This is a genomic window from Streptococcus sp. M143, from assembly GCF_000162495.1.
Classification (GTDB): domain Bacteria; phylum Bacillota; class Bacilli; order Lactobacillales; family Streptococcaceae; genus Streptococcus; species Streptococcus dentisani.
This window is the reverse complement of the sequence record NZ_GG730099.1, coordinates 54,104-68,284: the sequence shown is the minus strand read 5'-3', so window position 1 is coordinate 68,284 and position 14,181 is coordinate 54,104. Positions and strand designations below refer to the sequence as shown.

Annotated in this window: 13 protein-coding genes and 1 other RNA gene; 12 read left to right on the top strand and 2 right to left on the bottom strand. The window is 43.6% G+C overall.

Annotated elements, in window-relative coordinates:
* Nucleotides 1–74: 74 nt before the first annotated feature.
* A complete protein-coding gene (gene pbp1a, locus HMPREF0850_RS11900; protein ID WP_001041843.1) occupies nucleotides 75–2,222 on the bottom strand; it encodes a penicillin-binding protein PBP1A in 2,148 nt (715 codons plus the stop codon).
* Nucleotides 2,219–2,815: a Holliday junction resolvase RecU gene (gene recU / locus HMPREF0850_RS11895; protein ID WP_000248780.1), complete on the bottom strand. Its 597-nt coding sequence runs from the start codon at nucleotides 2,813–2,815 to the stop codon at nucleotides 2,219–2,221. Before recU ends, pbp1a begins: the two co-directional genes overlap by 4 nt.
* Before the next feature lie 66 nt (nucleotides 2,816–2,881).
* Here recU and HMPREF0850_RS11890 point away from each other — a divergent pair, with 66 nt between their 5' ends.
* From HMPREF0850_RS11890 to fni, 12 genes are all read left to right on the top strand, one after another.
* Nucleotides 2,882–3,409 (top strand): DUF1273 domain-containing protein, encoded by a 528-nt coding sequence (locus tag HMPREF0850_RS11890; RefSeq protein ID WP_000205313.1) that lies wholly within the window; start codon nucleotides 2,882–2,884, stop codon nucleotides 3,407–3,409.
* 69 nt (nucleotides 3,410–3,478) lie between these two features.
* A complete protein-coding gene (gene gpsB, locus HMPREF0850_RS11885; protein ID WP_000146526.1) occupies nucleotides 3,479–3,808 on the top strand; it encodes a cell division regulator GpsB in 330 nt (109 codons plus the stop codon).
* Between the two features lie 20 nt (nucleotides 3,809–3,828).
* An RNA gene (rnpB, locus tag HMPREF0850_RS12920) (RNase P RNA component class B) lies at nucleotides 3,829–4,210 on the top strand.
* Nucleotides 4,211–4,293: 83 nt separating this feature from the next.
* Nucleotides 4,294–5,451, top strand: a complete 1,158-nt coding sequence (locus tag HMPREF0850_RS11880; protein ID WP_000659722.1) for a THUMP domain-containing class I SAM-dependent RNA methyltransferase — start codon at nucleotides 4,294–4,296, stop codon at nucleotides 5,449–5,451.
* 12 nt (nucleotides 5,452–5,463) lie between these two features.
* Nucleotides 5,464–6,912, top strand: a complete 1,449-nt coding sequence (gene mapZ, locus HMPREF0850_RS11875; protein ID WP_000039117.1) for a cell division site-positioning protein MapZ — start codon at nucleotides 5,464–5,466, stop codon at nucleotides 6,910–6,912.
* A gap of 76 nt (nucleotides 6,913–6,988) precedes the next feature.
* The gene (gndA, locus tag HMPREF0850_RS11870; RefSeq protein ID WP_000158790.1) at nucleotides 6,989–8,413 is read left to right on the top strand and encodes an NADP-dependent phosphogluconate dehydrogenase; all 1,425 of its coding nucleotides are present in this window, start codon (nucleotides 6,989–6,991) and stop codon (nucleotides 8,411–8,413) included.
* An 11-nt stretch (nucleotides 8,414–8,424) separates the two neighbouring features.
* Nucleotides 8,425–9,114, top strand: coding sequence for a response regulator transcription factor (locus tag HMPREF0850_RS11865; protein ID WP_000517999.1), 690 nt, complete (start codon nucleotides 8,425–8,427; stop codon nucleotides 9,112–9,114).
* Between the two features lie 98 nt (nucleotides 9,115–9,212).
* The gene (cbpF, locus tag HMPREF0850_RS11860; RefSeq protein ID WP_000670349.1) at nucleotides 9,213–10,235 is read left to right on the top strand and encodes a choline-binding protein CbpF; all 1,023 of its coding nucleotides are present in this window, start codon (nucleotides 9,213–9,215) and stop codon (nucleotides 10,233–10,235) included.
* 119 nt (nucleotides 10,236–10,354) lie between these two features.
* Nucleotides 10,355–11,233, top strand: a complete 879-nt coding sequence (gene mvk, locus HMPREF0850_RS11855) for a mevalonate kinase (RefSeq protein ID WP_000163330.1) — start codon at nucleotides 10,355–10,357, stop codon at nucleotides 11,231–11,233.
* The gene (gene mvaD / locus HMPREF0850_RS11850; protein ID WP_000375371.1) at nucleotides 11,215–12,168 is read left to right on the top strand and encodes a diphosphomevalonate decarboxylase; all 954 of its coding nucleotides are present in this window, start codon (nucleotides 11,215–11,217) and stop codon (nucleotides 12,166–12,168) included. Before mvk ends, mvaD begins: the two co-directional genes overlap by 19 nt.
* Complete coding sequence (locus HMPREF0850_RS11845) at nucleotides 12,155–13,162, top strand: phosphomevalonate kinase (protein ID WP_000562385.1); 1,008 nt, start codon at nucleotides 12,155–12,157, stop codon at nucleotides 13,160–13,162. The genes mvaD and HMPREF0850_RS11845 overlap by 14 nt, the downstream gene beginning before the upstream one ends.
* Entirely contained in the window at nucleotides 13,146–14,147 is a 1,002-nt protein-coding gene (fni, locus tag HMPREF0850_RS11840) for a type 2 isopentenyl-diphosphate Delta-isomerase (RefSeq protein ID WP_000210660.1), read from the top strand. Before HMPREF0850_RS11845 ends, fni begins: the two co-directional genes overlap by 17 nt.
* Nucleotides 14,148–14,181 lie beyond the last annotated feature (34 nt).

Here is a 14,181-nt window from a genome sequence, read left to right as displayed (position 1 = left end):
TATGGTGCTGTTGGGATAAACTATTGAGCTATAAAGAATAAAAATCCTGAGAAGTAAAATTCTCAGGATTTTGCTTATTGTTGCGGTTGACTTGGTTGGTTTTGCTCAGCAGGTGTAGTTCCTGATTGTTGAGGAATCGTCTGCGTTTGACTTGTGTTTGGAGTAGTTGAACTTGACTGAGAAGTCGAGCTCTCAGATGTTGAGCTAGAACTTTCAGATGTCGAACTTTGTTGTGTAGATGATGAAGGAGTCCACGTATTGCGTGCTCCATTCTTAAAGACAAATTCTCCGCTTCTGTAAAGGCCTTCAGGCATGGTCCAATCTCCAGGGTGATCATCAGTTGAGAGATAGGTCATCATTGAACGGTAGACCTTAGCTGCAACGTAGAAGCCATCACCAACGATAGGAGTAAGTCGGTTAGAGTAACCGGTCCAGACAGCCATTGAATATTTACGAGTATAGCCGACAAACATTTCGTCTGGAGCTACATAACCAGAGTTTTTGATGTATTTTTCAATCTCGTCATCTGTATAGTTTGATGTACCAGTCTTACCAGCTTGTGGTAGCCATGATAGGTAGGCACCACGACCAGTTCCGTAGGTTAGAACCGTTTTCATCATTTCCGTCATCATGTAGGCAGTAGTTTCTTTCATTGCCCGAGTACCAGGGTCAGAGAATTCTTTTGAACTACCATCACTAAAGATGATTTTGTTGATGTACATTGGCTTATGGTAAATACCGCCATTGGCGAAGGCAGCATAGGCTGCGGCCATTTTTTCACTGCTTGCCCCATACTTTTTGTTAGATTCTGTTGTGTTACTTGAAATCGCGTTGGCATAGTGCATATCTGGGTAGTCAATACCGAGTCCATTTAGGAAGGTCTTGGCTCTATCCAAACCGACTTTATTCAAGGTTTCTACAGCTGTAACGTTCCGTGATTGTTGAAGAGCATACTGCAACGTGATGTTTCCAAAGTAACTCTTATCCCAGTTGTAGACAGGTGTGTTGGTGCCAGGATAGTTATATGGTACGTCATGAACAACCGAAGCGGTTGAGTCATAGATATCGTACTCCAAGGCTGGCGCGTAATCTGTGATTGGTTTCATGGTTGAACCCCAGTCGCGGTTTGTTTCGACAGCTTGGTTCATACCGAAGGAAACATTGCTAGATTGATGGCGTGCACCTAGCTGGGCAATGACCTTTCCATTTGTGACATCAACGATGGTAGAAGCTACTTGCAACTCATCATCTGGATAATTAACGTATTCGTCGGTATTGTAGATATCCCAGAGACGTTGTTGAACGGCTGGATCAACATTGGTATAAACTTCCATTCCTGTTGTCAAAAGGTTGTAACCAGTTTCCTGTTCGACTTGGTCGATTACTTCTTTGAGATAATTATCCATATAGGCTGGATAGTTGTTTCCAGAACGGAGGCTCTGCAGTCCATCTGTAATGGGAGTGTTAATGGCTTTTTCGTATTGTTCGGCAGAAATGTAGCCTTGACTTTTCATTTCCGAGAGGACAAGGTCACGGCGTTCTTGTGCCGCTTCTGGATGAGAATAGGGATCATATTGATTTGGAGCCTGGGGCATTCCAGCTAGGAGAGCCAATTGAGGTAGACTTAAATCTTTGAGGTCTTTACCATAGTAGTTTTGGGCTGCCGTTTGCATTCCGTAATTTCCGTTGGACATATAGACCTTGTTGATGTAGTAAGTTAGGATCTCTTGTTTGGTCGCTTTTTGTTCTAGCTGAACGGCTAGCCAAGCTTCCTGTGCCTTACGTGAAAGTGTTTGATCAGATGTTGATGTTGAGAAATAGGTTAGTTTAATCAACTGCTGTGTCAAGGTAGAACCACCTTGAAGACCACCCCCACCACGGAGGTTTCGTAAGGAAGCGCCTAGGATACGAATTGTATCTACTCCTCGGTGACTGAAGAAACGATGATCTTCAATAGAGACAATTGCATTGACCAGCTCCGTAGGGATTTCATTAGCCTGTGCATTGACACGGCGCTCAGAACCCAGATCAGCGATCAGTTCATTTTTGCTGTCATAGATCTTACTAGACGTTGTAGCGACTAGTTTGCTTTCGGATAGAGCCGGAGCCTTGCTTACATAGTAGAGAAAAAGGCCTCCACCTAGCATAATAGCTGCGATAAATACAGTCAAGAGGCAGATACTGACATACTTAACTATTCGCAGGAAAGTTTGTTTGTTCATCTTATTTTACCACCTAGTAAATGTTCTTTGATAACTTCGAGATAGGGAATCTGTGGAAAGGCACCAGGCTCAATCCTATATCCATTTTCTCGAATATATCCAAGTGGCATTGACTTTTGTCCCATATCTTGATGATAGAAACGAATCAAGTCAATGGCCGGCAATAAGTAGGTTTCTTGCTGAGAAGAAAAGTGAAGGAGGACAAAGCAGATTCCTTGCTGGGCAAGAACTTGTTCCATGTGTTGGATCTGATGGAGATGGAAATTCTTCATCGGGATCGCATGTTTTTGCCTGGTTTCCTTTGCTTCAAAGTCGATGTAGTATCCATCATAAACCCCTGAATAGTCAGTCGTTGAGGCCTGTCTAAAGTAGGCTTCAACGATCTTGGCTCGACTTCGTTGGGGATAGTCGACACGTACGATTTGGATGGGAGTCGGTTTCTTGTGAATAACTGCTAACCCATGCGACAAATAGTAGTCGTTCGTAGCGTTGATCATCTTTTCAAAAGACATTCCCCGATTTGCGAAATTTTTAGTTTGTGACGGGGGTACTTGTCTCTTCTGTGATGAAAGTTTATGTGGATAGTTGACCATAATTCTCCTTATTGGTACAATAACATCACTCTATTATATCATAAATTTACAAAGAAAGGGTTAAAAATGACAACAGCCTTGATTTTAGGCTATTCTGCCTTCGACCTTGGTCTCTTTAATGACAAGGATATTCGCGTTGATATTATCAAGACAGCCATTCGGAGAGACCTGGAACGTCTAGCTGAGGACGGAGTGACATGGCTTGTCTTTACAGGAACTCTGGGCTTTGAGCACTGGGTACTTCAAGTGGCGAAAGACATGCAAGCAGACTATGGCTTTCAGTTGGCAACGATTTTTGCCTTTGAAACCCATGGTAGTAACTGGAATGAAGCCAATCAAATCAAACTTAGTGAGTTTAAGCAGGTTGACTTTGTCAAATATGCCTATCCACAATATGAACACAAGGGACAATTACGCGATTATCAGAAATTCCTGCTGGAAAATACAGATACTTGTTACCTCTTTTATGACGAAGAAAATGAAACCAAGTTACAGTATTTTTACCAGATGATGAAAAATAAAGAAGGCTATATTACAAAAAGATTAACATTTGAGGATCTGAATGAAGTAGCAGAAAATTTTTCCGAAAAGTGAGGCTTTGACCTTGATTTTTGTTTGTCTTTTTTTATATAATAAGAATAGCAATCAAGAATGGAGAGAGAAATGGCAAGTATTATTTTTTCGGCAAAAGATATTTTTGAACAAGAGTTTGGACGTGAAGTTCGTGGATATAGTAAGGCAGAGGTAGACGAGTTCCTAGACGATGTGATCAAGGACTACGAGACTTACGCGGCTTTGGTTAAATCTCTTCGTCAGGAGATTGCTGATTTGAAGGAGGAATTGTCTAACAAGCCACAGGCAAGTTCTACTCAACAAAGTTCTATCGAAGTAACAAGTTCTACTCCAATGACAAATTTTGATATTTTGAAACGATTGAATCGACTTGAAAAAGAAGTATTCGGTAAACAAATCGTAGACAATTCTGAGTTGTAATTAGGTGTCTATTAGATGCAATTTTTGGATAATCGCGTGAAGAGAATCCCTTTTCATGAGGAAAGTCCATGCTAGCACAGGCTGTGATGCCTGTAGTGTTTGTGCTAGGCGAAACCATAAGCCTAGGGACGAGAGATCGTTACGGCAGTCGAAATGGCTAAGTCTTCGGATAAGTCAGAGTAGGCTTGAAAGTGCCACAGTGACGGAGTCTTTCTGGAAACGGAGAGAGTGGAACGCGGTAAACCCCTCAAGCTAGCAACCCAAATTTTGGTCGGGGCATGGAGTGCACGGAAACGAACGTAGTACTCTGACTGCTATCAGTTATAGGCTGTTAGCGGTAGACAGATGATTATCGAAGGAAGTGGTCCTAGTCACTTCTGGAACAAAACATGGCTTATAGAAAATTGCATATAGGTTGGGGCTGAGAAATCTTTCTCAACCTCATTTTTTAAAGTGAACAAAAGAAAGGTCTTGCAAGACTAGAAATGAAAGAAAAATTTAATTTAATCGCAACTGCTGCAGCGGGGCTCGAGGCTGTCGTTGGACGTGAGGTGCGAGAGTTAGGCTATGATTGCCAGGTTGAAAACGGTCGTGTCCGTTTTCAAGGAGATGTGAGAGCTATCATCGAGACCAATCTTTGGCTTCGTGCAGCGGATCGCATCAAGATCGTAGTCGGGAGTTTTCCAGCTAAGACCTTTGAAGAGCTTTTTCAAGGCGTTTTTGCTCTAGATTGGGAAAACTATCTCCCGCTTGGGGCTCGTTTTCCGATTTCAAAGGCCAAATGCGTTAAGTCTAAACTTCACAATGAGCCCAGTGTTCAGGCCATTTCTAAGAAAGCCGTTGTCAAGAAATTACAAAAACACTATGCCCGCCCAGAAGGTGTTCCCTTGATGGAAACTGGTCCCGAGTTTAAGATAGAGGTATCCATCCTTAAGGATGTGGCAACTGTCATGATTGACACGACAGGTTCTAGCCTTTTTAAACGTGGTTATCGTACGGAAAAGGGTGGAGCGCCTATAAAAGAAAATATGGCAGCGGCGATTTTACAACTCTCTAACTGGTATCCAGACAAGCCCTTGATTGATCCGACCTGTGGTTCAGGAACTTTCTGTATCGAGGCGGCTATGATTGCCAGAAAGATGGCACCAGGCCTTCGCCGTTCCTTTGCTTTTGAGGAATGGAACTGGGTCAGCGACCGGTTAATTCAAGAAGTGCGTACTGATGCTGCCAAGAAAATTGACCGTGAACTGGAACTGGATATCATGGGCTGTGATATAGACGCTCGTATGGTGGAAATTGCCAAAGCCAATGCTCAAGCAGCTGGTGTGGCTGGAGATATCACTTTTAAGCAAATGCGGGTACAGGACTTGCGCTCAGACAAAATAAATGGCGTCATCATTTCCAATCCACCATATGGAGAGCGTTTATCTGATGATGCAGGAGTTACCAAGCTCTATGCAGAAATGGGACAGGTCTTTGCCCCACTGAAAACCTGGAGCAAATTTATCCTGACGAGTGACGAAGCTTTTGAAAGTAAGTACGGAAGTCCAGCGGATAAAAAGCGCAAACTTTATAACGGAACCTTAAAAGTGGATTTGTATCAATACTTTGGTCAGCGTGTGAAGCGCCAAGAGGTAAAGTAGAAAGGAAGACAGATGAGTAAAAAAAGACACAATCGCCATAAAAAAGAGCATCAAGAATCCAAATTTGATTTTGACGAGGCGAAAGATCTGACAGTTGGTCAAGTCATCCGTAAAAATGAAGAAGTTGAAGCTGGAGTATTGCCTGAGGACAATATCTTGGATAAATACATCAAACAGCACCGCGAGGAAATCGAAGCCGACAAGTTTGAAACACGTCAATTTAAAAAAGAAGAACTGCAGGAAGCTCAGGCTCAAGAAGAATTGACACAGGAAGTCTCAGAAATCACTGAAGAGTCGGCACCAATCATAGAGGAACCCGAGACAGTTTCAGAAGAAACGGTGTCAGACTCAGTGGAATCTACAAGCTCGGATGTGGTTTTGCCTCCTTTGGGAGAAGAAAATCAAGACTTGGAACCGCTTGTGTTGGAAAAGCAAACGCCAGCAGAGGTTGCTGATGAGAAAGAAGAGGAAGAGACAGCTCTACTTTCACGCTCAGCTCAGGCAGAATCAGAAACAATTTCTAATTCTAAAAAGAAGCGCGTGTTTGTTATCGGCTCAGCCTTGGCTACAGCCCTTATCTTGGCAGGTAGTTACTATATCTATCGTCAAGTAACTCGCTCCAACCAAGCTATCCAGTCTTCTCAATCATCTTCTAGCAATCAAGAAACACAAGCGGCTCTACAAGAGTTTAATACCCTCTACGATGCCTTTTATACGGATGCTAATAAAACAGCCTTGAAAAATAGTCAGTTTGACAAGTTGAACCAACTCAAGGCTCAACTAGATAAACTCGAAGGCAGTCGAGAATATACCCTTGCCAAGTCTAAGTATGATAGTTTAGAAACTCAAATCAAGGCTGTGCAAGAAGTGAATAATCAGTTTGAAACTCCAGCAATTACTGATGGTGTCTTGGATACCAATGCGAAGGTCAAGGCAGATGCTAAATTTACAGAAATTAAAACAGGGAATACAGAGCTAGATAAACTGTTAGATAAGGCCATTAGCCTTGGTAAGAGCCAGCAAACAAGCGCCTCTAGTTCAAGTTCAAGTAGCAGTAGCCAAGAAAGTTCAAGTACAACGATTGATAGCAGTACGAGCAGTTCGTCTGCTTCATCAAGTTCAGCGCCTGCCAGCAGACCAGAAAGTGGAGGTTTGTCTAGCGATGGTGTCAATCTTCAAAGAAGTGCTAGTCGTGTACCGTACAACCAATCAGCTGTAGAGGATAGCAGCAACCCTGCCTGGAATTTTGCAGATGGTGTTTTGGAACAAATCCTAGCAACATCACGTGCTCGTGGCTATATCACTGGCAATCAATATATCCTAGAACGGGTCAATATCGTAAACGGAAATGGTTATTACAACCTCTACAAACCAGATGGAACCTATCTCTTCACCCTCAACTGTAAGACTGGATACTTTGTCGGTAATGGAGCTGGTCACGCGGATGACTTGGACTACTAGTCCAATTGTTACAAAATTCTTTCCTTTCATAGGTAAAAATGATAAAATAAAACATATTAAACAAGAGGAGTGTCACATGACAAAAGCTAACTTTGGTGTCGTAGGTATGGCCGTAATGGGTCGTAACCTTGCCCTAAATATCGAATCTCGTGGTTACACAGTTGCCATTTACAACCGTAGTAAAGAAAAAACAGAAGACGTGATTGCTTGCCATCCAGAAAAGAACTTTGTGCCAAGCTATGACGTTGAAAGCTTTGTAAACTCAATCGAAAAACCTCGTCGTATCATGCTGATGGTTCAAGCTGGACCTGGTACAGACGCAACCATCCAAGCCCTTCTTCCACACCTTGACAAGGGTGATATCTTGATTGATGGGGGAAACACTTTCTACAAAGATACTATCCGTCGTAATGAAGAACTAGCAAACTCAGGTATCAACTTTATCGGTACTGGGGTTTCTGGTGGTGAAAAAGGTGCCCTTGAAGGTCCTTCTATCATGCCTGGTGGACAAAAAGAAGCTTACGAATTGGTTGCTGATGTTCTCGAAGAAATCTCAGCTAAAGCACCAGAAGATGGTAAGCCATGTGTGACTTACATCGGTCCTGATGGAGCTGGTCACTATGTGAAAATGGTCCACAACGGTATCGAGTATGGTGACATGCAATTGATCGCAGAAAGCTATGACTTGATGCAACACTTGCTAGGCCTTTCTGCAGAAGACATGGCTGAAATCTTTACTGAGTGGAACAAGGGTGAATTGGACAGCTACTTGATCCAAATCACAGCTGATATCTTGAGCCGTAAAGATGATGAAGGTCAGGATGGACCAATCGTAGACTACATCCTTGATGCTGCAGGTAACAAGGGAACTGGTAAATGGACTAGCCAATCATCTCTTGACCTTGGTGTACCATTGTCACTTATCACTGAGTCAGTATTTGCGCGCTATATCTCAACTTACAAAGAAGAACGTGTGCATGCTAGCAAGGTTCTTCCAAAACCAGCTGCTTTCAAGTTTGAAGGAGACAAGGCTGAGTTGATTGAAAAGATCCGTCAAGCCCTTTACTTCTCAAAAATCATTTCATACGCACAAGGTTTTGCTCAATTGCGTGTGGCTTCTAAAGAAAATAACTGGAACTTGCCATTTGCGGACATCGCATCTATCTGGCGTGATGGCTGTATCATCCGTTCACGTTTCTTGCAAAAGATTACAGATGCCTACAACCGTGATGCAGACCTTGCTAACCTTCTCTTGGATGAATACTTCTTGGATGTCACTGCCAAGTACCAACAAGCAGTTCGTGATATCGTAGCTCTTGCTGTTCAAGCTGGTGTACCAGTACCAACCTTCTCAGCAGCTATTACTTACTTTGATAGCTACCGTTCAGCTGACCTTCCAGCTAACTTGATCCAAGCGCAACGTGACTACTTTGGTGCCCACACTTACCAACGTAAAGACAAAGAAGGAACATTCCACTACTCTTGGTATGACGAAAAATAAGTAGGTCTGCCATGGGGAAACGGATTTTATTACTTGAGAAAGAACGAAATCTCGCTCATTTTCTCAGTCTGGAACTCCAAAAAGAGCAATACCGTGTTGATCTTGTAGAGGAGGGGCAAAAAGCCCTCTCCATGGCTCTCCAGATAGATTATGACTTGATTTTACTGAATGCTCGTCTGGGGGATATGACGGCTCAGGATTTTGCAGAGAGGCTGAGTCGGACAAAACCAGCCTCAGTGATCATGGTCTTGGACCATCGCGAAGAATTGCAAGACCAGATTGAGACAATCCAGCGCTTCGCCGTTTCTTACATCTATAAGCCAGTGATTATTGATCAGCTGGTGGCTCGTATTTCAGCGATTTTCCGAGGTCGGGACTTTATCGACCAACACTGTAGTCAGATGAAGGTCCCAACGTCTTACCGCAATCTGCGTATGGATGTAGAACATCATACCGTTTATCGTGGCGAGGAGATGATTGCTCTGACGCGCCGTGAGTATGACCTTTTGGCCACTCTCATGGGAAGCAAGAAGGTCTTGACTCGTGAGCAGTTGTTGGAAAGTGTTTGGAAGTACGAAAGTGCGACAGAAACCAATATCGTGGATGTTTATATCCGTTATCTACGTAGCAAGCTTGATGTAAAGGGTCAAAAAAGCTACATTAAAACCGTGCGTGGTGTTGGGTATACCATGCAAGAATAGAAAAGCAGTTGCAGTTGTGTGACTGCTTTTTTTGAGGATTTCCTATATATTGACATACGGTAAGGTCTTTGCTACAATCAGTTGCGGAGGATACTAAAATGAAATTCTTGAAAAAAATCATGCAAGTCGCACTAGCAGTCTTCTTTCTTGGTCTGTTAGCGACAAGTACAGTATTGGCAGATGATTCAGAAGGCTGGCAATTTGTCCAAGAAAATGGTAGAACCTACTACAAGAAGGGGGACCTCAAAGAAACCTACTGGCGAGTGATTGATGGGAAGTACTATTACTTTGATCCTCTATCTGGAGAGATGGTTGTCGGCTGGCAATATATACCTGCTCCGCACAAAGGGGTTACGATTGGTTCTTCTCTAAGGCAAGATATTGCTTTTAGACCAGATTGGTTTTACTTTGGTCAAGATGGGGTACTACAAGAATTTGTTGGCAAGCAAGTGTTAGAAGCAAAAACCGCTACAAATACCAACAAACATCATGGGGAACAATATGATAGTCCAGCAGAGAAACGAGTCTATTATTTTGAAGATCAGCGTAGCTATCACACTTTAAAAACTGGTTGGATTTCTGACGAAGGGCATTGGTATTATTTACAGGAGGATGGTGGCTTTGATTCTCGCATCAACAGATTGACTGTTGGGGAGATAGCACGTGGTTGGATCAAGGCTTATCCTCTAACCTATGATGAAGAGAAGCTAAAAGCGGCTCCATGGTACTACCTAGACCCAGAAACTGGAATTATGCAAACTGGTTGGAAATATCTTGGTAACAAGTGGTACTATCTCCGTTCATCAGGAGCTATGGCAACTGGTTGGATTAAAGATGGTTCAACTTGGTATTACCTAGACCAATCAAATGGTGATATGAAAACTGGCTGGGCTTATGTCGGTAACAAGTGGTACTACTTCCGTTCATCAGGAGCTATGGCAACCGGTTGGTATCAGGAAGGTTCGGCTTGGTATTATCTAAATGCAAGTAATGGCGATATGACGACTGGTTGGTTCCAGGTCAATGGCAAATGGTACTATGCTTATAGCTCAGGCGCTTTAGCAGTGAATACGACTGTAGAAGGCTATTCTGTCAACTATAATGGCGAATGGGTCCAATAATGAAAGAGGCGATTGTGAAGGAAACAATCGCTTTTTTTGTGAAAATATAATAAAATAGATAGGAGAAAATACTACTGTATGAAAAGTAAGACGGTCTTTTCGTCTGGTTAAAGGAAAACATGACAAAAAAAGTGGGTGTCGGTCAGGCACATAGTAAGATTATTTTAATAGGGGAACACGCAGTTGTCTACGGCTATCCTGCCATTTCCCTACCTCTCGTAGAGGTGGAAGTGACTTGCAAGGTGGTCCCTGCTGAAAGCCCGTGGCGTCTTTATGAGGAAGATACCTTGTCCATGGCGGTGTATGCTTCACTGGAGTATTTGGATATCAAAGAAGCCTGCATTCGCTGTGTGATTGACTCGGCTATTCCTGAAAAACGGGGAATGGGTTCGTCAGCAGCTATCAGCATAGCGGCCATTCGAGCTGTTTTTGACTACTATCAAGCCGACCTGCCTCATGATGTACTAGAAATCTTGGTCAATCGGGCTGAGATGATTGCCCATATGAATCCAAGCGGGTTGGATGCCAAGACCTGTCTCAGTGACCAACCTATTCGCTTTATCAAGAACGTTGGATTTACAGAGCTAGAGATGGATCTATCCGTCCATTTGGTGATTGCAGATACAGGCGTTTATGGTCATACACGCGAAGCCATCCAAGTGGTTCAAAGCAAGGGGAAGGATGCTCTGCCGTTTTTGCATGCCTTGGGAGAATTGACCCAGCAGGCAGAAGATGCAATTAGACGAAAAGATGCTGAAGGATTGGGGCAAATCCTCAGTCAAGCGCATTTACATCTAAAAGAAATTGGTGTCAGTAGCCCTGAAGCAGACTCCCTCGTTGAAACGGCTCTGAGCCATGGTGCTCTGGGTGCCAAGATGAGTGGTGGTGGGCTAGGAGGCTGTATTATCGCCTTGGTAGCCAATCCAGCTCAAGCACAAGAACTAGCAAAACGATTAGAAGAGAAAGGAGCTGTTCAGACATGGATCGAAAGCCTGTAACAGTACGTTCCTACGCAAATATTGCCATTATCAAATATTGGGGAAAGAAAAAAGAAAAAGAGATGGTTCCTGCTACTAGCAGCATCTCTCTGACTTTGGAAAACATGTATACAGAGACGACCTTGTCGCCTCTACCGACGGATGCGACTGCTGATGCCTTTTATATCAATGGTCAGCTTCAGAGTGAGGCTGAGCATGCCAAGATGAGCAAAATCATTGACCGTTACCGTCCGGCTGGGGAAGGTTTTGTCCGTATTGATACCCAAAACAATATGCCGACTGCGGCTGGTTTATCCTCCAGTTCCAGTGGTTTGTCCGCCTTGGTCAAGGCCTGCAATGCTTATTTCCAGCTTGGTTTGAATCGGAGTCAGTTGGCTCAGGAGGCTAAGTTTGCCTCAGGCTCTTCTTCTCGCAGTTTTTATGGACCACTAGGTGCTTGGGATAAGGATAGTGGGGAAATTTACCCTGTAGAGACAGACTTGAAACTAGCTATGATCATGTTGGTACTAGAGGACAAGAAAAAACCAATCTCTAGTCGTGACGGGATGAAACTCTGTGTGGAAACCTCGACGACCTTTGATGATTGGGTGCGCCAGTCTGAGAAAGATTATCAGGACATGTTGCTCTATCTCAAGGAAAATGACTTTGCCAAGGTTGGGGAATTAACGGAGAAAAATGCCCTAGCCATGCACGCTACGACCAAAACAGCATCACCAGCCTTTTCTTATCTGACGGATGCTTCCTATGAAGCCATGGACTTTGTCCGCCAACTTCGCGAGCAAGGAGAATCCTGCTACTTTACCATGGATGCTGGTCCCAATGTTAAGGTCCTCTGTCAAGAGGAAGACTTGGAGCATTTATCTGAAATCTTCGGTCAACGTTACCGCTTGATTGTGTCAAAAACAAAGGATTTGAGTCAAGATGATTGCTGTTAAAACTTGCGGAAAACTATACTGGGCGGGTGAGTATGCTATTCTAGAGCCAGGGCATTTAGCCTTGATAAAAGCTATCCCCATCTATATGAAGGCTGAGATTACCTTTTCTGAGAACTACCGTATCTATTCAGATATGTTTGATTTTGCAGTGGACTTGACGCCAAATCCTGACTACAGCTTGATTCAGGAAACGATTGCTCTAGTGGAAGATTTCCTCGTTTATCATGGGCAAACCTTGCGACCTTTTTCCTTGGAAATCCGTGGAAAAATGGAACGGGAAGGCAAAAAGTTTGGTCTGGGTTCTAGTGGTAGCATCGTTGTTTTGGTGATCAAGGCCCTGCTGGCTCTATATGATATTATGGTTGATCAGGATTTCTTGTTCAAGCTGGCAAGCGCGGTCTTACTCAAGCGAGGAGACAACGGCTCTATGGGAGACCTTGCCTGTATCGTAGCAGAGGATTTGGTTCTCTACCAGTCTTTTGATCGCCAGAAGGTGGCTGCTTGGTTGGAAGAAGAAAATTTGGCGACAGTTTTGGAGCGTGATTGGGGCTTTTCTATCTCACACGTACAACCTGCCCTAGAATGTGATTTCCTAGTGGGATGGACCAAGGAAGTAGCTGTGTCTAGTAATATGGTCCAGCAAATAAAGCAAAACATCAATCAGAATTTTTTAACTTCTTCAAAAGCAACGGTGTCTGCTTTGGTAGAAGCCTTGGAACAGGGGAATGCAGAAAAAATCATCGAGCAGGTGGAAACAGCCAGTCAACTTTTAGAAGGTTTGAGCCCAGATATTTACACGCCTTCGCTGAGACAGTTGAAAGAAGCCAGTAAAGATTTACGGGCTGTTGCCAAGAGTAGTGGAGCTGGTGGTGGTGACTGTGGCATTGCCTTGAGTTTTGATGAGCAATCAACTGAAACCTTAAAAAACCGTTGGGCTAATCTGGAGATTGAGCTCTTATACCAAGAAAGGATAGGACATGACGACAAATCGTAAGGACGAGCACATCCGCTATGCCCTTGAGCAGAAAAGTTCCTATAATAGCTTTGATGAGGTGGAGTTGATTCATTCTTCCCTGCCTCTTTATGACCTGGATGAGATTGATTTGTCTACAGAATTTTCAGGTCGAAAGTGGGACTTTCCTTTTTATATCAATGCCATGACGGGTGGAAGTGATAAGGGGAGAGAAATCAATCAAAAGCTGGCTCAGGTGGCAGAAGCCTGTGGGATTTTATTTGTAACGGGTTCTTATAGTGTAGCCCTCAAGGATCCTACAGATGACTCATTTTCTGTCAAGTCTAGCCATCCGAAGCTCCTTCTTGGAACCAATATTGGATTGGACAAGCCCGTTGAACTTGGTTTGCAGACTGTGACGGAGATGAATCCGCTACTTTTACAAGTGCATGTCAATGTTATGCAGGAATTGCTCATGCCTGAGGGAGAAAGGAAGTTCAGAAGCTGGTATTCGCATCTGGCAGACTATAGCAAGCAAATCCCTGTTCCTATTATTCTCAAGGAAGTGGGCTTTGGGATGGATGTAAAGACTATCGAGAGAGCCTATGAACTAGGAATTCAAACCGTTGACCTGTCAGGTCGTGGTGGTACCAGCTTTGCTTATATTGAAAACCGTCGCAGTGGCCAGCGTGATTACCTCAATCAATGGGGCCAGTCTACTATGCAAGCCCTCCTCAATGCCCAAGGCTGGAAAGACAAGGTCGAACTCTTGGTCAGTGGAGGTGTTCGGAATCCGCTAGATATGATTAAGTGCTTGGTATTTGGTGCCAAGGCTGTAGGACTGTCACGTACCGTTCTGGAATTGGTTGAAAGCTATACCGTCGAAGAAGTGATTGGTATTGTTCAAGGCTGGAAAGAAGATCTGCGTTTGATCATGTGTGCCCTTAATTGTGCAACCATAGCGGATCTGCAAAACGTAGACTATATTCTTTATGGTAAACTAAAAGAAGCTAAAGATCAGATGTAGAGAGGTCGGGACAAGAATCCCGCCCTTTTTTGTA